The 22205-nt window shown below is 47.9% G+C and carries 17 protein-coding genes; 8 read left to right on the top strand and 9 right to left on the bottom strand.

Going from position 1 to position 22205, the window contains the following annotated elements:
- Positions 1-139: 139 nt before the first annotated feature.
- The 5 genes from BMX44_RS05815 to BMX44_RS05840 all read left to right on the top strand — a co-directional run bounded on the left by BMX44_RS05815 (position 140) and on the right by BMX44_RS05840 (position 6798).
- Positions 140-1093 (top strand): cytochrome-c peroxidase, encoded by a 954-nt coding sequence (locus BMX44_RS05815; RefSeq protein WP_090629347.1) that lies wholly within the window; start codon positions 140-142, stop codon positions 1091-1093.
- 237 nt (positions 1094-1330) lie between these two features.
- Positions 1331-2614 (top strand): hypothetical protein, encoded by a 1284-nt coding sequence (locus BMX44_RS05820; RefSeq protein ID WP_177167688.1) that lies wholly within the window; start codon positions 1331-1333, stop codon positions 2612-2614.
- 453 nt (positions 2615-3067) lie between these two features.
- A complete protein-coding gene (locus tag BMX44_RS05825; protein ID WP_090629352.1) occupies positions 3068-4378 on the top strand; it encodes a CAP domain-containing protein in 1311 nt (436 codons plus the stop codon).
- A 374-nt stretch (positions 4379-4752) separates the two neighbouring features.
- Positions 4753-5487, top strand: coding sequence for a PEP-CTERM sorting domain-containing protein (locus BMX44_RS17095; RefSeq protein ID WP_090629362.1), 735 nt, complete (start codon positions 4753-4755; stop codon positions 5485-5487).
- Positions 5488-5712: 225 nt separating this feature from the next.
- The gene (locus tag BMX44_RS05840; protein WP_090629365.1) at positions 5713-6798 is read left to right on the top strand and encodes a methyltransferase family protein; all 1086 of its coding nucleotides are present in this window, start codon (positions 5713-5715) and stop codon (positions 6796-6798) included.
- A 174-nt stretch (positions 6799-6972) separates the two neighbouring features.
- On the opposite strand, the gene BMX44_RS05845 is transcribed toward BMX44_RS05840, so the two are convergent.
- Positions 6973-8625, bottom strand: coding sequence for a diguanylate cyclase (locus tag BMX44_RS05845; protein ID WP_090629368.1), 1653 nt, complete (start codon positions 8623-8625; stop codon positions 6973-6975).
- A 258-nt stretch (positions 8626-8883) separates the two neighbouring features.
- Between BMX44_RS05845 and BMX44_RS05850 the strand changes: the two genes are divergently transcribed.
- Both BMX44_RS05850 and BMX44_RS05855 read left to right on the top strand, forming a co-directional pair.
- A complete protein-coding gene (locus tag BMX44_RS05850; RefSeq protein ID WP_090629370.1) occupies positions 8884-9759 on the top strand; it encodes an alpha/beta hydrolase in 876 nt (291 codons plus the stop codon).
- Between the two features lie 107 nt (positions 9760-9866).
- The gene (locus tag BMX44_RS05855) at positions 9867-10313 is read left to right on the top strand and encodes a universal stress protein (protein ID WP_090629374.1); all 447 of its coding nucleotides are present in this window, start codon (positions 9867-9869) and stop codon (positions 10311-10313) included.
- A 14-nt stretch (positions 10314-10327) separates the two neighbouring features.
- On the opposite strand, the gene BMX44_RS05860 is transcribed toward BMX44_RS05855, so the two are convergent.
- Positions 10328-11134, bottom strand: coding sequence for an outer membrane protein assembly factor BamD (locus BMX44_RS05860; protein WP_090629381.1), 807 nt, complete (start codon positions 11132-11134; stop codon positions 10328-10330).
- 19 nt (positions 11135-11153) lie between these two features.
- On the opposite strand from BMX44_RS05860, the gene rluD reads away from it, so the two are divergent.
- Positions 11154-12149 (top strand): 23S rRNA pseudouridine(1911/1915/1917) synthase RluD, encoded by a 996-nt coding sequence (gene rluD / locus BMX44_RS05865; protein ID WP_245738847.1) that lies wholly within the window; start codon positions 11154-11156, stop codon positions 12147-12149.
- 38 nt (positions 12150-12187) lie between these two features.
- On the opposite strand, the gene BMX44_RS05870 is transcribed toward rluD, so the two are convergent.
- The 7 genes from BMX44_RS05870 to purB form a co-directional block, all read right to left on the bottom strand.
- Positions 12188-13096, bottom strand: a complete 909-nt coding sequence (locus BMX44_RS05870) for a LysR family transcriptional regulator (protein ID WP_090629386.1) — start codon at positions 13094-13096, stop codon at positions 12188-12190.
- 641 nt (positions 13097-13737) lie between these two features.
- Positions 13738-14979 carry a porin gene (locus BMX44_RS05875; RefSeq protein ID WP_090629732.1) on the bottom strand — a complete coding sequence of 414 codons (1242 nt, stop codon included), beginning with the start codon at positions 14977-14979 and terminating at the stop codon, positions 13738-13740.
- A 441-nt stretch (positions 14980-15420) separates the two neighbouring features.
- On the bottom strand, positions 15421-16602 hold the full coding sequence (locus BMX44_RS05880) for a tetratricopeptide repeat protein (RefSeq protein ID WP_090629391.1): 1182 nt from the start codon (positions 16600-16602) through the stop codon (positions 15421-15423).
- Between the two features lie 62 nt (positions 16603-16664).
- A complete protein-coding gene (dnaJ, locus tag BMX44_RS05885) occupies positions 16665-17768 on the bottom strand; it encodes a molecular chaperone DnaJ (protein WP_090629395.1) in 1104 nt (367 codons plus the stop codon).
- A 139-nt stretch (positions 17769-17907) separates the two neighbouring features.
- Positions 17908-19839 carry a molecular chaperone DnaK gene (gene dnaK, locus BMX44_RS05890; RefSeq protein WP_090629400.1) on the bottom strand — a complete coding sequence of 644 codons (1932 nt, stop codon included), beginning with the start codon at positions 19837-19839 and terminating at the stop codon, positions 17908-17910.
- 74 nt (positions 19840-19913) lie between these two features.
- Positions 19914-20537 carry a nucleotide exchange factor GrpE gene (gene grpE, locus BMX44_RS05895; RefSeq protein WP_090629403.1) on the bottom strand — a complete coding sequence of 208 codons (624 nt, stop codon included), beginning with the start codon at positions 20535-20537 and terminating at the stop codon, positions 19914-19916.
- 126 nt (positions 20538-20663) lie between these two features.
- Positions 20664-22043, bottom strand: coding sequence for an adenylosuccinate lyase (gene purB / locus BMX44_RS05900; protein ID WP_090629407.1), 1380 nt, complete (start codon positions 22041-22043; stop codon positions 20664-20666).
- Positions 22044-22205 lie beyond the last annotated feature (162 nt).

The following is a 22205-nucleotide window of genomic DNA, read 5'->3' on the forward strand; positions in this document are numbered from 1 at the left end:
TTCAGGCAAATCACTTACAGTTCGATTTTCCTGATCAGGTTTTAGGACTGGCGTTTCATTAGCCGGTTGAAACGTAATGCATTTAATGTAAAACTGCCATTTTTTTATTTCAACGGGCATGTGCCCAAAGGGAGGTAATATGAAGCTTTTTTTTATTCTGGCGCTGATTTTCAGTGCGCAAGCGTATGCAGAGAATGGCTCTCGACAGATCGATGCAGACGATTTAAAACGATTCTTTGAACCGCTGCCGGAATCGATCATTGATGAAGAAAAAAATGCCGCATTGATTAAGCTCGGCAAGACGCTTTACCTGGACCCAAGACTTTCAGTCAACGACAAAATTTCCTGTAATTCGTGTCACAAACTGGACAGCTATGGCGTTGATAACGAACCGACATCACCGGGTCATGACAATAAACGCGGCGACAGAAACTCCCCCACCACCATGAATGCCGCACTGCATATTGCACAGTTCTGGGACGGACGCGCCAGTGACGTGGAAGAGCAGGCATTGGGACCCATACTCAATCCAATTGAAATGGGCATGCCAAACAAAGGCGCCGTGGTGGCCAAGCTGAAAGCCATCGACGAATATCAGAAATTATTTTCGGAAGCATTTCCGAATACCAAGTTTCCATTTAATTATAATAATATAGGTGTGGCAATCGGCGCCTTTGAACGAACGCTGCTGACACCATCCCGCTTTGATGACTATCTCAAAGGCGATGCGGACGCCCTGAGCCAGCAAGAGCTGAACGGTTTGAACAAATTTATCAACGCTGGCTGTACAACCTGCCACAATGGCGTTGTCATCGGCGGCAATTCCTACAGAAAAATAGGCCTCGTGGAACCTTACGAAACGGATGATTTGGGACGATACGAAGTGACAGGCATGGAAAGCGATAAAAAAGTGTTTAAGGTACCGAGTTTGAGAAATATCACCCAAACAGCACCGTATTTTCATGATGGCTCAGTCGAAACACTTGATGAAGCTATCCGTTTGATGGCCAAACATCAGCTTGGACAAGATGTAGATTCTGAATTTGTCGAAGACGTCAAAGCATTTCTGGGATCATTGACAGGTAAAGACTGACCATCCAGCCATTAAAGATGTAACTATTTCCTGGGCTGGCCGCACCAGCCCGGGTTTTTCACGATACAACGCTGGCTATCGTATGTATGTTCACCTGGGCCAGGTGCTGGCAATTTATCTTTCCATACTCTCATCAAAAAATTTCTCATCGAGACGCCAGCGCGATAGACTGATACGACCGTGACGATCAGGTAACTACTTCGCCAGCCGTAGGGATGGCAGCAAAGGGAATGACATATGAATGATAAACGCCTTATCCTGTCTGCAATGATCATGCTGATCGCCCTGGCCGGCTGTGCAACCGGAAAGCAGGACAATGACACATCGCTTCCTGAATCGCACAATATCGACCCTTCGAACCAGCCGTTTTTCAAAGCCGTGCGTAAAGTCGGATTCGAAGATGCCGGCAGATTCATCATGGTTGAAGGCAGTCAATGCACCGAACAAGCGAATGGACCCGAACCGGCAAGCATGCTGATTACGCATGATATGCCCGCTTATGTCAACAACGGCACTGTAATACTCAATGGCTGGGATTTACGTTATCTGCACAGAGACCATGAGGTGCGTACACTGCGCGCCGACATTACACACAGCAAACTGGTGACTGGCGGTGGCGGCCCGCCCATGCTTGTTTTTGAGGTGGCTGGTGAATTGAGCGACCAGAACTGGGATGATCCCTACGAATTTTGTGTCTATTACACAGGTTTGGGCTTCAACTCGGCATGGATAAATGCACGTATTGAAGGCGATTACAACGGCATCAGTACCCAGGCTTTACAAATACACTCCGAAGGACCGATTGCCACACTCGAAAGTCTATGGGACAGCGGCACGCTGAAAGGCCATGATTCGATGGTCGTTATTCCTCGCGGATTTGATTTTCAATACGACAATCAATTTGAATGCGAATTCCGTTTTCCGCCCTGCCGCTGGAATGATCCTGCCGATCATCATCTGCGTCAGGTTGCTTACAGCCTTTTCCAGACAGACGCATCTCCCAACCCGGACGGAAATCCGCACTGGGTTACACAAACCATTTTCAAGGACAGCGGTACGCGCACGCACTGGGTCAAAACGCGTGCTGCGCTCATCGGTGGGGAGAGCGTAAAACTGCGCGCCAGTTTCCTGCCGCTTAATCCACGTTCGGGAAGAACCAACATCTGCCATAACGGCACAGATGGCATCGTGCACACTGAAACATTCCGCATTTATGATCTTCCCTATGACTATGCTGTTCCCATGTTGACAGGATGGAATCTCGACTATGAATGTGATCACCAGCATGTGCAGCGTGCGGGCATCTGGATACACGATATCCGTTTCGATCCTGACACCAACGGACTTGAATATAAATTATCGTCCATTCTCAGGGACAAAAACGGCGCGCCGGGATTTAATGCATCACACAGAATCAGTGTGCTGGGCTTTAACCGGTCGTCAGTACCGCCGGTAGTCGTCGATGACCGTCCGGCTCCCGATATTCAGATCAGACTACGGAATCAGCACCCCAACCCCTGATTTTTGAATATACACCCGTGCTGATTCTTTAATTGTCGCCGCCGGCATACCGTGGCAAGCATCGCGTCCTTCATGCAGTAACGGACCGGCGGGCATACAATTGTCATACCCCACGCGAAAAACAGCCAACGCAGAGACCATTTGACCCTTAAATATCAATTTATGACTTGATCTTATTAATCAATTGCATCTTGTTCAATTTTAAAATAATACATTAAGAAATCATATTCTCAATTCTGTCAGCAACATAATCATTGAATCGAAACCCGGAGTTGAGCTAGAGCAATCGTCCAGCTACAGGTAACGTTCATAGATAATTTCGAATACAATCCCGTTCCAAACACAGCGCATACTGATGCAGCCACTGATTAATTTCGAAGTATTTTTTCTGCGTTACTACGCACACTATTTCTTTAAATTATTTTAGCAACCAAACTCAATGGAGGTCATGTTATGTCTCAAGCTAACGCCTATGAGCAGTATATCCTGGAAACAATCAATGCCGAGCGCGCCAAAACTGGCGCTCAACCACTTGCATTCAATGGCAGTCTGAACAGTGCAGCCGAGAATCACAGCGCGTGGATGGATGCAACCGATACTCTATCCCATACAGGCGCAGGCGGCTCCAGCCCATATGACCGCATGGTGGATGCTGGTTATGTGTTCTCGAGCTCATACTGGGCATATGGCGAGAATATTGCGGGCCTGAGTCTGCGCTCTCCGGCCGGTTACACCGACGAAATCGATCTTGTGCACTCTTTTTTCATGGGTTCATCCGCGCACCGTTCCAACATACTGAACGACATATTCAGAGAAATTGGAATTGGCTTCACAGTCGGTCATTACTCGAATTACGACAGTATTTTCGTCACCCAGGATTTTGCCGCCACCACCACCAATCCTTTCCTGACTGGTGTTGCATTTGATGATCACGACGGCGATAAACGCTATGATATCAATGAAGGACTGGGCAGCTTCACGGTCAGCGCACAAAACAACGCAACCGGCGCGATCTTTACCACTCAGACAGGGCTTGCCGGCGGTTACTCGCTGGAACTTGCTTCGGGAAATTACACAGTCAGCTTCTCAGGCAGCGGTTATAGCACACAGACACAGCAAATCAGCATTGGCAGCAAAAATGTCAAGATTGACCTGATTGATCCGGACACCGAGGCAAACGCACCGGACCCGGAACCTGTTCCTGTGCCACCACAAGAACCTGAGCCTTCACCAGACCCCGAACCGTCACCAGAACCCGAGCCGTCACAAAATATCATCACGGGAAGCGCAAGTTCGGATCATTTATACGGAACACCTGAAAACGATATAATGCTTGGACTTGACGGTCATGACAGACTATTCGGCAATGCCGGCAGCGATCAACTCAACGGTGGGGATGGTCACGACACGCTATCGGGTGGTCCCGGCGCGGATATTTTGACCGGAGACTCGGGCAGAAATACGTTCATATTCGATGCGCCTTTTGTCAATGGCGACATCGATATAATCACGGATTTTTTTCCTAAAAAAGATACGATCTACCTGGACGATGCCATTTTTGCAGGCCTCAATACAGGCCGTGTCAAATCTTCCGCCTTTCACACCGGAACAGCAGCGCATGACGCCACCGACAGGATAATCTATAACGCACAGACAGGCGATCTCTACTATGACGCCGACGGCAGCGGCGGCGCGAGCGCTCAGCAGTTTGCCGAGCTGACGGCCGGCCTTGATCTGACCTACGCGGATTTTTATATCTTCTGACACGGTTCAAAGCAATCTGGATTCAAACCACATCCGTTTGTTCAGGCCAAATACCCGGCCTGAACAAATATGTGTCGAAATATTTTACACTCTTCCCGGGAGCCCCCAATAAATTGGCCATTAACTGATGGCCAATTTATTGCATTTGTGTCTGTACTTGCAATTGATACCTCGGATACCCTCAAAAACAACAGAATTCTGGCGCAAATTGTCGATTTTTTTTACACGACAGAACAAGAGGTGCGGGGGGGGGGGAGCAATTCTTATTTTAATAATAAAAATCAAATAATTACATTATTTTAGAAAAACTGGCACAGATTATGCTTATATAAGGATAGAAGAATGAGCAAATAACCTGTGTGAGGGACCTTAAAATGAAAAACAATTCAGTGACAAACAAAGCAAAACGTATCAAGGCCGCTTTAGTGGCGGGAGTTTTCGGCCTGTCCGCAACAGCGGGGGGAGTACATGCATACTTCGAACAACAGGATTTCTGGGGTGCCGGAACACAGTCGGGCGGTATTCTGACATTTGAAGATACCGCGGCCAATCAGCTGACGATTACTATCGACAACACATCGAATTTCAGCGGCATTATCACCGGCGCGGTTTTCAATATCTCGCAGGATATTCTTGCAGCATCGCTTGTTTCATTGACTGACGGCAACGGAAATGACATTTCATCATCATGGCAAGTGCTGCTTGATGTCAATAACAACATAACGCCCGGCAATACCAAATTTGACGTTGGATTTAACACGACAACCGGCATTAACGGCGGAATCTATAACGACGGCACCGCTTCGAACACAAATAATGCATTTCCGGATATCGCGACGATGGTGTTGAGCATTACGTCACCGAATCCCTGGACATTTACGGACGTTTTAAACGACTCGATCCTGCGCACACAACGTACTGGCGCAAATGGCAACGGGAGTGACAAAATTGTCACAAGCAGCAGCAGCGGCGGCAGCACAACCAGCGGCGGGTCAAGCACCAGCACCAGCGGTGGTCAGGTCTCAGAACCGGGCATTCTGATTTTGCTGGCTATTGGTTTGCTCGGTCAGGCGTTTGTTTTAATGAGAAGACGTCGCCTTGGTCTATAAGCATGAAATGAAAAGCGCCAGCAACGACAACCGGTTATTGTACCTGGAAATCAAAGCTGGCTCTCTAGAATAATAGCGTCAAGCAATCAATAATAATAAAGCCGCTGACGGCTGAGCCTGGCGATCCTGACTAAAAGGTCAGAGATTGGAAAATGCGCGAAAGCGCATTTTCTTTTTTTATGCGATACAATACCGTCGATTAAAGAACCATAGTCGTTCACCGGTATGCCTATTATCAGCACCTATAGCTACAACTTTTCCCAGCGCGTCAAAAACCTGTCTGCAACATTGCTGATAATCGCAGCGACTAGCGGATTTTATGCAATCATCCCGTATTATCAAAGCTATTTTTCGGTACCTACACATTACTTTGGTAAAGACTATATGCACTGGCAGGTATTAGTCGTTACCACTCTCTTTTATACGTTTACCTTATTTGTATTTTATTTGACAGAGCCCGCTCCGCGGGTTTCAAAATCCATTTACTGCTTACGCGCACTGCATAAAATAGCCACTTCTCCGGCGACCGTATGGAAAACGGGACTGCCTTTTGATGAAAGACTCGGTTTGCTCAGTATCCTGTTAAAAGCATTTTTTGCGCCGTTAATGATCGTCTGGCTGTTTTCACATACAGGGCATATGCTGGAACATGGCAATCAATTGCTTCAGACAATCGGAGATCACAATATTGGCTGGCTGGCGTTATTTAACACCAGTGGTTTCTGGTTTGTTTTCAAACTGATTCTTTTTCTTGACGTTCTTTTTTTTACTATCGGCTATCTGGTTGAATTACCGTCACTCAATAATGAAATCCGTTCCGTCGACCCCACCCTGCTTGGCTGGGCTGTCGCGTTGGCCAGCTATCCGCCTTTTAATGGCCTGACAAGTATGCTATTTGGAGGATATTTCACAGACTTCCCACAATTTTCCGATCCAGCGGTGCACGTCATTATGAATGTAACGCTATTGATTCTGATGGCCATTTATACTTCCGCCTCGGTCGCGTTGAATTTCAAAGCAAGCAACTTAACACACCGCGGAATTATTATGCATGGCCCTTATCGTTATATCAGGCATCCGGCATATGTCTGTAAGAACCTGGCATGGTGGATCGGCCTGATGCCGGCCGTAGCCGTCGCATGGCAGACGTCATTAACCGCCACGCTGGTTACGATCGGTTCCATGGTCGGTTGGTCGATGATTTACATCATGCGCGCGCTCACTGAAGAGAGACATTTGCGCAGCATTGACAGCGAATACGACCAATATTGCGCCAGCGTCAAATACAGATTTATCCCGGGACTTGTATAGCGCAGCGAACAGAAACGGCGTGTAACGTTTCAATGTGATAATTACAGCCACATTTACCACTCAATCGCCGGACAGATGGAAGAAGACCATCACATCACTGCAATCTGCCAGTCCTGTTTCCGCCAGATCTAGTCTGTATCAATTGTCTCGACAAGACGCCGAAACGAGAAACCGTTAGTCGCCTGAAGTGATCACAACCTGGTTGCGGCCTTTTTTCTTGGCCTGATAAAGCGCTTTGTCTGCGGCTTCACTGACACTTTTTACATCTGGAAAATGCTTGATATCTGCTATTCCACAACTAAACGTGACTTTGAATTCCTTGTTGTCGCTCATATGCAGCAGGCGCGAAAACACTTTACGGATTTCATCGATCACCTTGGCAGCCTCAGGCGCGTTAGTATCGGTCATAATGACTGCAAATTCCTCACCACCATAACGCCCGACTATATCGGTACCGCGCAAGCGCTGTTTGAGAAGCCGCGCAAGACTTTTTAGCACACGATCACCCGCCGCATTACCGAAGTTGTCGTTAACTTTCTTGAAAAAATCAACATCCACCATCGCAAGCGACAGCGGCGTTTTTAACCGGTTTGAACGCACGATCTCGCGTCCAAGCTGTTCTCTGATTGCGGTGTAATTGAATAAACCGGTCAGGCCGTCGCGCACCATTAATCCACGCAGTTGACGCGCGCGCAGAACACGTCTGGTAACGGCGGAAACCAGCCGTTTTGGATCAATCGGCTTGGCCAGAAAGTCGTCACCTGCCAGAAGCATGGCTTCCTGCTGGGTATTAAAGTCATTTTCCGAAGATAAATACACAACCGTAACATTGAACAGACCGTCAAGCTGACGAATGACTTTTGCCAGTTCAATACCGCTACACTCGGGCAAATAAACATCAATCAAAATAACGTCCGGATTAAATTCCAGCAATGTTCGCATCACCGTATTCATTTTCTCGACCGTTCTCACAATCATGCCGGACTGCTCGAGAACAGCAGCATGAAACGCCAGATCAGTGGCGCAATCGTCAACAATCAGCACCCGAAAAGGTTCCTGCGTTTGCGGTACCGCAAACGAATCAAGTTGTTCGATCAGCTCTGATGAGTTGATCGGTTTTGTCAGATACGCAATCCCGCCCGCACGCACAGCCTCCAGCCGCGCAGCAAAATCATCATTTGAAGAAAGAAATACAACCAGCACAGGCTCTGTCATTTCCTGCTGAATTTCTTTCATGGTACGTATACCGGCCATTGCATCATCGGAAAACTCGACATTCATCAGCACAATGGCCCCGGGGGTTCTTTTAATTGCTTCGCGAAAATCCTCCAGACGCCCGAAAACTTCAACTTCATAGCCATAATAGCTGACCTGTAACGCCAGCTCCTGCGCTGCCTCCTGGTCATCATCTACGACAAAAACCTGACTTACTTCATCCATATCCACCAGATAGTCATTGAACTGTTTGGCGAATGTTTTGGGAAAATCCGATGCCTGATTAACCGCCAGCCGTCCTACTTCCTGTAACTGCGCGAATATCTCCGCACGTTGTTGCTCATCCAGCTGCGCTTCATTCTGCAGCGCCGCCTTCAATGTCTCTTCCAGAGAATCTGCCAGCCCGCTCAACTCACTCAAACCAAATGTTTTGCTCGTACCGGCCAGCTCATGCGCCTTGCGATGCACAATTTGCAATTTTTCTGCATGCCATTCATTCTGAAGCTGCTGCCACAACGTTTCTAAATCTTCAATTTTTCCCGGCAGTCCCTTGATAAACGTATCTGCCAAATGCTGCATCGTTTCTTGAAAATCTGCTACAGAATTATTCATAGTAGGTTACCTTATCAGTAAATAAAGATTTATTCGCTGTCCTGGCATTAAAGATTAACAACGCTGGTCGAGTGTGAGCTTATATTTTCGTCAGTAAAAAAACAACTGCTCACTCAACAGCCTGTTTCCCTTAATAACTGGACAGGGCTTCTACAGTCTGAGCATCAACTGCAAATCGAAACAGACAGTTTTATATTCTCTGCTTGACTTTTAAATTGTAACATTAAGGCCTTACTAATCAGAACGATTAAAACGAACATGATTAAACGTATTTGGATTTATCTGGTCGGAGTAATAGCGATTTTTGTCGCACTCAGTTTTTTGGTTGGCGAAGTGGTTACCGGGTCTGCAGCAACTGCTACTGAAACCTTGTTGACAGATCTTCCTGTTGAATCTGTAAACATTCCGTCCACGGACGAAGAAAGTGTTCGCGGCTGGCTCGTCAATGGTCAAGGTGGCAATGGCGCAATTCTGCTGGTACATTCCATTCGCAGCAATCGCGTTGAAATGCTGAGCCGCGCCCGTTTTCTGACTGCCCAGGGTTATCATGTGCTGATGATTGATATGCAGGCACATGGCGAAACACCGGGTTCCCGTATTACATTTGGCACTCGGGAATCGAAGAATGTTGAATCGGCCATTACGTTCTTACGCCACAGGTTCCCAAATGAACGGATCGGTGCAATCGGCGTATCTCTGGGTGCGGCAGCCATCGTACTTGCCCGGCAAGACATGCGACTAAACGCTGTAATTCTCGAGTCGCTGCACCCGACGCTAGAAGAAGCCGTAGAAAACCGGCTGAGACTTTTCCTCGGAGAACCTGGAACTTTGTTTCTGCCGATACTGCTCGCTCAAATTGCTTTTTTTACCGACACGAAGACCGACCAGCTAAGCCCGATTCAACATATTAACAATCTGAATTCACCGATACTATTTATTTCCGGTACAAACGACAGACATACCACCCCATTTGAAACTGAACGCTTGTTCGCGGCTGCACGTGAGCCCAAGGAACTCTGGATAGTTCCTGGTGCCGGGCATTTTAATATGCATGAATATGCGGGCAGAACATACGAACAGGAGGTACTGGAATTTCTGGCCCATTATCTCAAACAGCCGGTATACGATGAATGACATATACCTTTGATCGGTAACGGTATATAATAGAACCGTAAAGAAAAACAATCGAGTGCCGGGTAGTCAGCAGAAAAACCTGTCCGCGCTATGTGCACCAATATGCTATGCAAAATTACAAAAAAGTTCTAGTAGCGGTTGATTTTTCCGACTACGGCAACCTGGTTGCCAAACAGGCTAGATATATAGCCGATACTTTCCATGCTGATCTGCATGTTATTCATGTTCTGGATAATATTCCGATGCCGGACACACCCTATGGCACCATCATTTCTCTGGACAATTCCTCTGAGGACTTACTGTTGCAGGCTGAAAAAAACAAGTTTATGCAGATCTGCGATGCATTGCAGGTCGCACCCGCTTGTCGCTGCCTGATATGGGGAGCACCTCAAGAAGAAATCACCCGCTTCGCACTGCGGGAAAAATTCGACTTGATAGTTGTCGGTTCACACGGCCGTCACGGACTCGCTGCCCTCATAGGATCAACCGCCAAGAATGTTATTTTCCATGCAGAATGTGATGTAATGACCGTACACTTACGCGACGATCAATAAACCCGATAGAGCGGTCACCAGATTTTCCACCAGGGCGGGTTCTCGGTTTCATGGATATCCTCGAGAAATTCACTATCGGGAAAGTTTTGCTTTAAAACACGTTCGGCATCGTCGCTCAGATCGTGCATGCCCAGAGCGTTATACGCCTGCGCCATAATGTAGAGCGCTTCTTCGGTTGCTGGTGTACGCGGGTATTCCCGCACCGCGAATTGCGCCCTGTTTGCTGCAGCGACATAAGCCTTGCGTTTCATGTAATAACGCGCCACGTGAACTTCGTTCATGGCAATCACATTTAATAAATGCGCCATACGCTGCCGCGAATCCGCAGCATACTTGCTGTCCGGAAAACGCTTGACCAGTTCCCTGAAGTTGTCGAAGGATTCGCGTGAAGCCTTGGAGTCACGCTCGCTCATATCCTGCTTGAGAAAACCGCGCATCATAAAACTCATTATTCCCCAGTTATCATGATAATTGGCCAATCCCTTGATATAATAGGCATAGTCAACGTTGGGATGGTTCGGATGCAGTTTAATAAAGCGATCGGCTGCGGCGATAGCAGAAGCCGGCTCCAGATCCTTGTAATGCGCATATGCGGTTTCAAGCTGTGCCTGCTGGGCGTAGCGACCATAGGGATATCGCGCTTCCAGTCCTTCAAACAGCTTGATCGCCGCTTCATAATTACCATTGTTCAGCTTTTCTTTCGCCTCGGTATAAAATTTGTTGGCAGACCAGTTATGTGTATCTTCACTTTGCTCAGGCAGCAAACCACATGCGGACAGTACCGAAATTACCATCAAGACTAAAGTTACGTGATGCAACATGATATCCTTCGTCAAAAACATGAAACCTGGCGATCATTATAGCGCAAAACCATTGCCCACCTCATGGGACAGAAACTGCGAGTCCATCATCGATTTGCTGATACCGATGAATTGCGCTGGTATGCGCCTGGACCAGGCCCTGGCCAGACTGCTGCCGGACTGGTCGCGTAGCCGCATTCAGACCTGGATTGCGCAAGAACGCGTCAAACTGGACAATCAATTGTGCACGGCAAAACAAAAAGTATGGGGCAATGAACATGTCCTGGTTTGTCCGGACTTAACCGAATCGCCGACAGTTCACAGCGCCGAGGCGATTGCTTTAAATATCATTCATGAAGACGATACGATTTTAGTCGTCGACAAACCCGCTGGCATGGTAGTGCATCCCGGCAATGGTAACCGGCAGGGCACACTGCTGAATGCTTTGCTGCACCATGCACCGCAACTGGAAAATGTACCGCGGGCGGGCATTGTTCACCGACTGGATAAAGACACCAGCGGACTGCTGATCATTGCCAAAACGGTAGAAGCGCAATTCCAGCTGGTGCGCCAGTTACAACAGCGTACAGTCAAACGTGATTACCTCGCCCTGGTACTGGGTCAGGTAAATTCAAATGGCACTGTCGATGCCCCCGTAGGCCGTCATCCGGTCCATCGCACCAAAATGGCGATAACATCACGCGGAAAGACCGCCCGAACACACTATAAACTGGTTGAATCACTGGCAGGCTGTTCATTGCTGCAGTGTAGTCTGGAAACCGGGCGCACGCATCAGATTCGTGTTCATATGCACTCCATTCATCATCCATTGGTGGGTGATCCCGTTTATAGCGGCAAGCCTCGTAAAATATCCGCAGAAATCGGACAATTGCTGACAGCATTTCCCAGACAGGCGTTACATGCCTGGCAACTGGCGTTGATCCACCCTGGAAACGCACATGAGATGCGCTGGCAGTCGGAGCTGCCGAACGATCTGGCAGCCCTGCTCAATCAACTAAGGCATTACCGTCCCTGACACGTTCCTGCACCAGAAACCGGTTTGCGCAAGTTCATTCAGGCATCTTTATCCCAGTAGGGTACAGTGCCGATACGCATCAGCAGAAAATCGATAAAAGAGCGCACCTTGGCCGGAACGTGTCGGCTGGGAAGATAACACGCATAAACATAGCGCTCCACCGCGATATACTCCGACAGCACTGCCTGCAGTTTACCGCTTTGCAGATCCTTGCCAACTGTAAAAGTAGGTAATAACGCGATACCAAGGCCGCCCAGTACCGCCTGGGACAGGGCGTCGTCATCGTTGATGCGCAAGTTTCCCGAAACGGGCACTGCAATCACACCCTCCGGCCCGGTAAAATTCCAGTATCCCTGCTCACCGGAAAGGGTATAGTCCAGGCAATTATGTTCAATTAAATCCTCTGGTGTTTGTGGGACGCCGTTTTTCTCGAAATACTCAGGCGTCGCACATAATTTTCGACGAACGGGCGCCAGCTTGCGCGCAACCAGATTAAGATCCGGCTCATTGGTAACCCGGATAATCACGTCATAACCTTCACCAATCAGGTCAACGGGACGATCAGTAATCGTCAGATCAATCCGTATTTCGGGATATCTGGACAAAAAATCCGCCAGCGCAGGCGCTACATGAAGCGTGCCAAAAGCCACAGACGCGCTGACTTTGAGCATACCACGCGGCTCGGCCTGCAAGCTGTTGACTACACGTTCCGCCTGCTCTGCTTCATCAAGAATATGTGCTGAATGCTCTGCCAGAACAGCGCCTGCCTCGGTCAAGCTGAGATCACGGGTACTTCTATTCAACAACTGGGCGCCAAGATTTTTTTCCAGCTTTGATATTGCCTTGCTGACTGCCGAGCGCGAAATACGCATTCTGCGTGCAGCTTCAGCAAAACTGCCTGATTCAACGACGCGCGCGAAAATCACAAAAAGATTAAGATCCTGCATCACAAACTATCACCAGTTTATTGTCAACCAAAAGGAAACAATATAATTCAATATTTGGTACTTATCGTGTTGAATTTATGTCTGTATGATTCGCTCTAAATAAAAGATAAGATAAAGTAAAGCTGATAACAGTCATTTGAACTGATATATAAAATGTATTTATTACAAATGGATATTGGCAATTATAAATCTGTTGTAATTATTTAAACGACAGCTTATCTAATCGAGTAGTTCATTCATTTCGTTCGCATTGTCAACCTAATAGAACGAGAGGATGATAAGGTTATTATCAACTCTATACAGAGTTACGTTGTTATGAGGAATAATCAGATGAGAGTAAACAAAGAATCAGATATGGCTTTAATCAAAATTATTGGTGTAGTTGCACTCATTACAGTGCTTTCTTACACATTCTTTCTGCCGGCGGGTACTGTTTTATAAGGTTGCCAGCAAACTGCCGCAGTATCCGTGAACACTCAAGAGCCTGAGTGTCCGGACAAACGAATTACGATTAAGAAATTAAACAGCTCTAAATATCGTAATTAAAGGCCGAAAGGCCAGAAAGCAGCAAATCAGGAAGAAAGAAATTATTATTGCCATAATTCCTTTTCTTCCTGGTATCTTACAAAAAACGATTGAACTCAGAAGCGGAAAATTCCACTGACTGATAACATGATTTGATCGTTATCCCTGAAGTTATCAAAAGCATTGTTCTCCGTCGTACGGTCATATCTGACTTCCGGTCGGATAGTAAAGCCCGCTATAGGTGTGTAGTTCAGTCCGCCCGTCACACCAATATAATTTTCAGCAAAACTGTTTACACGAGTGCCATCATCATCGCGAAACCATTCCATACGCAAACCTGCTGCCAGATTGTGCATGATATCGTAAAACAGATATTGATTGACGCCGTACCATTCTGCAGAACTGTTCGTTGACGTACCACTCTCTACACCCAGATCATGCTGCAATACGTAATGCAACCGGTCGGTGATGTCATGCTCCAGCACAATACTGTACATGGTGCGGTTATGGTCGTCGTGCGGGCTTCCGGTTTCTACGCTACCCGTAATCAACGATGCAGTCAGCGAAGTTCTTTCATCGTCAGTCGCATAAGCAACACTACCCAGGAAATTTACTGGCTGATTGAAATGCGCATCCCATCCAGTTACAGCACCACCTCTCAGTGTAATGTTATCGGTTAGCTGATAAGTCAAATAACCACCCGAATGCGTGAAAGGTTCACCATATTGCATGGTATAAGCATGCGAGAAAAAGAAATTGCCAGCCGCAGGCACCACTTCATATCCAATCAGCGTATAAAAATGGCCCATTGTTGCAGTCAGTCCATTACCCACAGGCAGAAACACGTTCACATAAGCCTGAGGAAACGCCAGCTTACGCTGGTTCGTATCATTCAGAATGTTGGTATCAAAATTTGATGCTGTTGTAAAACGCGCATCGGTACCGTACAAAAGATCCGCACGGAAACCAAAACTGATTGACTTCGATGTGGTATCAACTTCCCGCTCGATATAACCATAGACCTGATGCAATTTGAATTCATTCGGCCCATCATTAAATGTAACCGGACCATTGCCATGAGAACTCTTTGAAGTGCCGGTATTACCTGCAAAACCGATTTCCGTCCAGCCACCGAATTTTACACCCAAAGCCTGCATGAATGATGATTCGTTATATTTATAGCCTGTCAGGCTCTCCACCAATCCCACATCTTCATCCCCGGCGATTTCGTCTACCAAATCGGCATAACTCTGATGTCCATAGGGCTTAGTTGTGCTGGTCGTGCTTGTATCAGCATGGGCCAGCGATGAAACAAGAAACGCGCCGCAAACAGCGAGCGTCAGTTCCTTCATTCTCATTTTAGTTTGCGTAACCAAAGCGTAATCCTCCCTAATTTTGAAATTCTGATTCATTATTATTTAAGGACAAAATTCGCATTCCATCCTTGAAAGATTGCGGCACGAAGAGAAAATCCATACCCTGCGCAAGGTTTAGCTTACTTAACGGCAAGTTAACACGCAAACATTTTCAACGTTTCTTTCACACAATTACAACAACCTGTTGTCAAAAGTTCCCACTTTATTATTCTATTGAACATTATTTCCCGCACACGCAAGCATTTTTCCCTTACAGCAACAATTTATGACGTTACTATTTTCCCAAAGTATCATTAATTTGCATTTTGTATTTGATGTCAGCAAAGAAACATATATTGTTAATAAATAGATTTGACCCCTAATTACCGTATTTACTATCTTTATTCCGATCAGATTCCGGTAAAGCTCAACTGTTATGTCACCCTATTCAGATGAACCGGAACCGGAACCGGATTCGTCGTCCAGATCCTGCATGTCCGACTGCAATTGCTGGTAATTTGCCCGTACGCCACTTGTATTCGGGTGGTTCTCTCCCAGAATTTTCTCAAAAATCTTCAGCGCCTGCTCCAAGTGATCATGGGAATTTTCATAGTCGCCCAGCGCATGCCAGGCACCGGCCAGATTATTGTGGTATGTGGCAATCTGGAGATGGTCTTTTCCGTAGGTTCTGATGTCGCTGGCCAGTGCCTGTTCGAGATAGACAATGGCCTTTCTATATTCACCCAGCGCATACCAGGCCATTCCCAGATTATTGCGGTCTATCGCCACATCGGGGTGGTGCTCCCCGTGGGCTTTGATATCGCTGGCCAGTGCCTGTTCATAGTAGCCGATGGCTTTTTTATACTCACCCAGCGCGTCCCAGATCGTGCCCAGATTATTGCGACTCACCGCAACGACGGGATGGTCTTCCCCATGCGTTTTGAGATAGCTGGTCAGTGCCTGCTCATAATACCCGGCTGCCTGTTCGTAGTCGCCCAGCGTTTGCGCCAGACCAGCCAGCTCTGAAAGGTAATCCGCCCTGTCAGGCGCGAGATGTGCGGCACGCTGGCACAAGGTAAGCGCCTGGGGATAGCGCATGGCATCCTTGGCGATCTGGCAGCGCTGGTAGTTTGTTTCTGCGGTAACGCGATTGACACCAGCCGACTGGACCTCGATCTGATACAACCATTGTGCGGCCTGCCGGCGATCGCCGCCGGCCAGTGCCTGCTGGACCCGATTCAGCAGCTGACCGGATATCTGGCCGCGAACGGATTCCAGCTGTTCGATACGATTTCGCAAGTCTTCGATATGCGACCGGTAGCTTTGTTCGATATTCTGCAAACGGGTTTGGATAACATGCAGTTGCGCTTCTGCTTCCGAGTGTTGTTGATTATTGGCAAGTGCATTGACATAACGTGTTTCAGCCTCTTTTTCCAGGCGTTTTAACCCTGCCTCGTATTGTTGCAGGGTCAATTCGATACGCACATGACTGGAATCAATGTGTAACCCTCCATCGCTGTTATTGCTTGCAGTCTGTGTAACGCCGCCGCCCGTTGTCTCACTGTGACCTGATGAGATAACCAGGCTCAGCACGCAGCAACTGAACAGATTCCGCAATTGTGTCATTATATTTTTTGCCGGATTCAATCGGGTACGGGCGGCAATATCCGCGATTTTAACCCAGTCACTTAATCCGAAAAAAATTCGCGAGCTTTATCCATCCATGATTTGGCGCGTGGACTGTGACGGGAGTTGTCCTTCTGGCTGATAGACTCGAGTTCTTCCAACAGCTCTTTTTGCCGCGCAGTCAGTTTCACAGGGGTTTCGACAATCACATGACACAGCAGGTCTCCCTTGTCGTGGCTTCGCACACCCTTGATGCCCTTGCTCCGTAAGCGGAAAATTTTACCGGTTTGAGTTTCGGCAGGCACCTTGATTCGCGCATGCCCCTCAAGCGTCGGCACTTCGATTTCTCCACCCAAAGCGGCTGTTGTAAAACTGATGGGAATCTCGCAATGCAGATGATCGCCATCGCGTTGAAAAACCGGGTGTGACGCCAGATGAATCACAACATAAAGATCACCTGGCGGTCCACCATTAACACCTGCTTCACCCTCTCCTGATACACGTATGCGATCGCCCTCATCAACACCTGCCGGTATTTTCACGTTCAATGTCTTATGCCGTTTCACCCGTCCGGTACCATGACAGGTACTGCACGGGTCCGTGATAATTTTGCCGTTGCCATGACACTTCGGACAGGTTTGTTGAATCGAAAAAAACCCCTGCTGCATTCTGACCTGGCCGTGACCGTGGCAGGTCGGACAGGTCTGGGGCTTGCTACCCGGCTTGCTGCCTTCTCCATGACAGGCGCTACAGGTATCCATGGTCGGGATACGAATTTTTGTTTCAGTGCCACGGGCTGCCTGTTCCAGAGAAATCTCCAGGCTGTAACGTAAATCGGAGCCTCTGTGTACACTGGAACGCCCGCCACGCCCGCCAAAAATATCGCCGAATGCCTCCGCAAAACCCTGGGCACTGCCTGCTCCGGCACCGGCTGCGCTGGTATCCACGCCGGCATGGCCGAACTGATCATAGGCGGCACGCTTATTCGGATCAGAGAGAATTTCGTAGGCCTCTTTGGCTTCCTTGAATAATTCTTCCGATTTCACATTACCCGCATTACGGTCAGGGTGGTGCTTCATCGCCAGCCTGCGATAGGCCTTTTTTATCGTACTGTCGTCAGCATCACGGTTGACACCAAGTATTTCGTAATAATCGCGCTTAGCCATGTCTAGTTTCTATTATCATATTGGTTCTGATATGTTGTTTCGAATTCATATCACTTTCTGAACAAGCACCAAAACGCAGAGCGCGACAAGGAATTTTTTCCTTTTCTCGCGCTCTGCGCCTAGGATACGGGATCAGCAGTTATTTTTTGTCTTTCACTTCCTCAAACTCAGCATCGACAACATCTCCTTCTACAGATTTCTCGTCTTTTCCTGAAGACGATGCTCCTGCATCGGATTGCTGCGATTGCGGTTCCTGGCTCTGGTACATTTTTTCAGCCAGCTTGTGCGAAGCTTCTGTCAGCGCCTGTGTTTTTGCATCGATCTCATCCTTGTCGTCAGACTTCAACGCTTCCTCTGCATCCTTTAGCGCATCTTCTATTTTGGATTTCTCCGTTTCATCCAACTGGTCGCCATGTTCGCTCAGTGATTTTTTTACGGAATGAATAATAGCGTCACACTGGTTGCGGCTGGAGACCAGCTCCAGGATTTTGTGATCCTCTTCTGCATGCGCCTCGGCGTCCTTAACCATGCGTTCGATTTCTTCCTCAGACAATCCTGAGCTGGCCTGAATCTTGATTTTGTTCTCCTTGCCAGTGGCCTTGTCTTTCGCCGACACATGCAATATCCCGTTGGCGTCGATGTCAAAGGCAACTTCAATCTGCGGCATACCACGCGGTGAAGGTGGAATATCCGTCAGATTGAACTGACCCAGGCTCTTGTTACCGGAAGCCATCTCGCGCTCACCCTGCAACACATGTATGGTAACTGCAGTCTGATTGTCTTCAGCAGTCGAGAAGACCTGTTGCGCTTTGGTCGGAATCGTCGTATTTTTCGGGATCAGCTTGGTCATCACACCGCCGAGCGTCTCAATACCGAGCGACAATGGAGTAACATCAAGCAACAGTACATCCTTGACATCACCCTGCAGCACACCGCCCTGAATTGCGGCGCCTACTGCAACTGCCTCATCCGGATTGACGTCCTTGCGGGGATCTTTGCCAAAAATCTCTTTGACTTTTTCCTGGACTTTCGGCATCCGGGTCTGGCCACCAACCAGGATAACATCGTCAATTTCCGACGCTGTCACACCTGCGTCTTTCATGGCAACGCGGCAGGGCTCTACTGTGCGTTCAATCAATTCTTCAACCAGGCTTTCAAGTTTGGCGCGCGTAATTTTGATCGCCATATGCTTGGGTCCGCTTGAATCCGCAGTTATATATGGCAGATTTACTTCGGTCTGTTGGCTTGAGGACAGTTCAATTTTGGTCTTCTCCGCTGCGTCTTTCAGGCGCTGCAGCGCCAGCATGTCCTGCTTCAGATCAATGCCGGTCTCTTTTTTAAACTCTTCAACCAGATATTCGATAACGCGCGAATCAAAATCCTCACCGCCCAGGAAAGTATCGCCATTGGTCGCCAGCACTTCAAACTGATGCTCACCCTCAACTTCGGCAATTTCGATTATCGAAATATCAAACGTGCCGCCACCGAGATCGTAAACTGCGATCTTACGGTCGCCTTCTTTTTTATCCAGACCAAATGCCAATGCAGCAGCTGTCGGCTCATTAATAATCCGCTTAACTTCCAGACCGGCAATTTTACCGGCGTCCTTGGTGGCCTGACGCTGTGAATCATTAAAATACGCAGGGACAGTAATCACCGCCTCCGTTATCGTTTCACCCAGATAATCTTCTGCGGTTTTCTTCATTTTCTTCAGCACCTGCGCAGATACCTCAGGCGGCGCTATTTTTTTGTCGCGCACTTCAACCCACGCATCGTTATTATTGGCCTTAATGATTTTATAGGGCACCATTTTGATATCTTTTTGTACCATTTTCTCGTCAAAACGACGTCCGATAAGCCGCTTTACTGCGAACAAGGTATTTTTGGGATTCGTAACGGCCTGGCGCTTTGCAGAGGCACCGACCAGAATCTCGTTGTCTTCAGTATAGGCAACGATTGACGGCGTCGTCCGTGCACCTTCCGAATTTTCTATCACCTTGGGCTTGCCGCTTTCCATTATCGCCACACAGGAATTGGTCGTACCGAGATCGATACCAATAATTTTTGCCATGTTTAAATCCTTATAAAAAACTGTCTATGAATTAATCAGATAAATGGAGATACATTATTAAATTTCAAGGCTAATCAGGCATCCTTTGCCTTGGAAACCATCACAAGCGCGGGACGGATAACCCTGTCATGCAGCTTGTAACCCTTTTGCATCACTTGTACCACTGTATTTGGCTCCTGCTCGGAATCGACGGTGCACATCGCCTGATGCTGATGTGGATCGAATTTCTCGCCCGCCGGATCAATCACTGTGATATTGAACTTATTAAACACGGCCGTTAATTGTTTCTGTGTCAATTCCATACCGTTTTTGTAGTTTTCGACGCTGGCATTCTCAACTGCCAGTGCGGCTTCCAGACTATCCATGACAGTCAGCAATTCAGTAGAAAAATTCTCAACAGCATATTTGTGGGCATTCGCAACATCACTCTGCGCACGCTTGCGGATATTTTCCGTTTCTGCTTTCGCACGCATCCAGGCATCATGATGCTCTGCAACTTTGAGTTCAGCCGCTTTCAATAACTGCTCCAGATCAGGCTGTGCGTCTGCCTTCGCCTCTGCCTGCACCTCGCCCTCACCGGCAACATGTGCTACCTGTATCGTTTCATCAACAGCTTCGGACCCATCAACATTATGATTATCTGTCGCATTTTCAGACTCATTTGGTTGTGTATCTTGCGGATTCTGTGAATTTTGCATCGTTCCTCCTAATGATTATCAGGGGGTTATTGGGACTATTTCGTGGATTTCAAGGTTTTTAGCAAAAAAAATCACCTGTCCGGCCAAAACAGTTTCTGGCCGGATTGTTCTGCTGTTTTTTACCGCCTAGTCGGTCGTTATTTTCCGTGCCAGTTCGCTGGCCTTGCCCGTATAGTTCTGCGGTGTCATGGCAAGCAAATGATTTTTTTCTGCTTCGGGAATTGGCAAATCACGTATAAACTGATGCAGCACCTCCCGGGTAATATCACGCCTGCCACGCGTCAACGCCTTTAACTGTTCGTAGGGGTTCGCTATCGCATAGCGTCGCATGACTGTCTGGATCGGCTCGGCCAGAACCTCCCAGGCATTGTTTAGATCGTGCGACAACTGCTCCGGATTGGCTTCCAGCTTGTGCAGGCCTTTAATACAGGAATCATAAGCAAGCAACGTATGACCCAGCGCGACACCCATGTTGCGCAACACAGTGGAATCCGTCAGGTCACGTTGCCAGCGGGATACCGGCAGTTTTTCACTCAAGTGTCTCAACAGAGCATTGGCAATACCCAGATTTCCTTCGGCATTCTCAAAGTCAATGGGGTTTACTTTGTGCGGCATGGTCGAGGAGCCGACTTCATTTGCCTTTGTTTTCTGTTTGAAATAACCGAGTGAGATATATCCCCAGATATCGCGATTCATATCCAGCAAGATCGTGTTTATGCGCACATATCCGTCAAACAGCTCCGCGATCGTGTCATGCGGTTCGATCTGGGTCGTATAAGGATTGAATGTCAGACCAAGCGATTCCACAAACGTACGTGCGAAATGTTCCCAGTCCAGTTCCGGGTACGCAGACAAATGCGCATTGTAATTTCCAACCGCTCCATTGATCTTGCCCAGTATGGCCACGTCTGAAAGCTGTTTTTTTGTACGTTGCAGGCGATATACAAAATTGGCGATTTCCTTACCCAGCGTTGTCGGCGTCGCAGGTTGGCCATGTGTGCGCGCCAGCATCGGCATATCCGCCAGTTGATGCGCCAGCATGACCAGCTTGGCAATAATTGCATCCAAGGCGGGCAGCATGACCTGCTCAAGACTGCTCTTAAGCATCAAACCGTGCGACAGATTGTTGATGTCCTCAGATGTACAGGCAAAATGGATAAATCCGGCCGCATTCGATACGTCGTTATTATCAGCCAGCGTCTGCTTCAACCAGTACTCCACCGCCTTAACATCATGATTGGTTGTCGCCTCGATCAACTTTATTGCCTCCGCATCTGACACCGAAAATTCCGCCACAAGTTGATCGAGCCGGTTGCGGGTTTCATTTGAAAACAGTGGCACCTCCGCGATCTTCGGTTCATTGCTCAAAGCCATGATCCAGGCCACTTCCACCTGGACGCGAAAACGTATTAATGCGAACTCGCTAAAATACGATTGCAAAGAAACAACTTTTTGCCGGTATCTGCCATCCAATGGCGACAAAGCGGTAATCGGGGAACAGTGCATAACATCCTCATATCAGTCATTAGCTATGAAAATGCTGATTTTAACATGGCACACTCTTCCACATGCCGCAAACCGACGCTGACCTCACAGACGTTCAATCTTCATCGGCACTGTATATCCACAGCTCATACTATATAAAAAGCTGCAGGACATGCCGGATTT

It is taken from the genome of Nitrosomonas marina (genome assembly GCF_900110145.1).
In the GTDB taxonomy this organism is placed as follows: Bacteria; Pseudomonadota; Gammaproteobacteria; order Burkholderiales; family Nitrosomonadaceae; genus Nitrosomonas; species Nitrosomonas marina.

Coding starts and splice junctions, on each gene's coding strand:
- BMX44_RS05815 (WP_090629347.1), top strand. CDS start 140: ATGAAGCTTTTTTTTATTCTGGCGCTGATTTTCAGTGCGCAAGCGTAT.
- BMX44_RS05820 (WP_177167688.1), top strand. CDS start 1,331: ATGAATGATAAACGCCTTATCCTGTCTGCAATGATCATGCTGATCGCC.
- BMX44_RS05825 (WP_090629352.1), top strand. CDS start 3,068: ATGTCTCAAGCTAACGCCTATGAGCAGTATATCCTGGAAACAATCAAT.
- BMX44_RS17095 (WP_090629362.1), top strand. CDS start 4,753: ATGAAAAACAATTCAGTGACAAACAAAGCAAAACGTATCAAGGCCGCT.
- BMX44_RS05840 (WP_090629365.1), top strand. CDS start 5,713: ATGCCTATTATCAGCACCTATAGCTACAACTTTTCCCAGCGCGTCAAA.
- BMX44_RS05845 (WP_090629368.1), bottom strand. CDS start 8,625: ATGAATAATTCTGTAGCAGATTTTCAAGAAACGATGCAGCATTTGGCA.
- BMX44_RS05850 (WP_090629370.1), top strand. CDS start 8,884: ATGATTAAACGTATTTGGATTTATCTGGTCGGAGTAATAGCGATTTTT.
- BMX44_RS05855 (WP_090629374.1), top strand. CDS start 9,867: ATGCAAAATTACAAAAAAGTTCTAGTAGCGGTTGATTTTTCCGACTAC.
- BMX44_RS05860 (WP_090629381.1), bottom strand. CDS start 11,134: ATGTTGCATCACGTAACTTTAGTCTTGATGGTAATTTCGGTACTGTCC.
- rluD (WP_245738847.1), top strand. CDS start 11,154: ATGAAACCTGGCGATCATTATAGCGCAAAACCATTGCCCACCTCATGG.
- BMX44_RS05870 (WP_090629386.1), bottom strand. CDS start 13,096: ATGCAGGATCTTAATCTTTTTGTGATTTTCGCGCGCGTCGTTGAATCA.
- BMX44_RS05875 (WP_090629732.1), bottom strand. CDS start 14,979: ATGAGAATGAAGGAACTGACGCTCGCTGTTTGCGGCGCGTTTCTTGTT.
- BMX44_RS05880 (WP_090629391.1), bottom strand. CDS start 16,602: ATGACACAATTGCGGAATCTGTTCAGTTGCTGCGTGCTGAGCCTGGTT.
- dnaJ (WP_090629395.1), bottom strand. CDS start 17,768: ATGGCTAAGCGCGATTATTACGAAATACTTGGTGTCAACCGTGATGCT.
- dnaK (WP_090629400.1), bottom strand. CDS start 19,839: ATGGCAAAAATTATTGGTATCGATCTCGGTACGACCAATTCCTGTGTG.
- grpE (WP_090629403.1), bottom strand. CDS start 20,537: ATGCAAAATTCACAGAATCCGCAAGATACACAACCAAATGAGTCTGAA.
- purB (WP_090629407.1), bottom strand. CDS start 22,043: ATGCACTGTTCCCCGATTACCGCTTTGTCGCCATTGGATGGCAGATAC.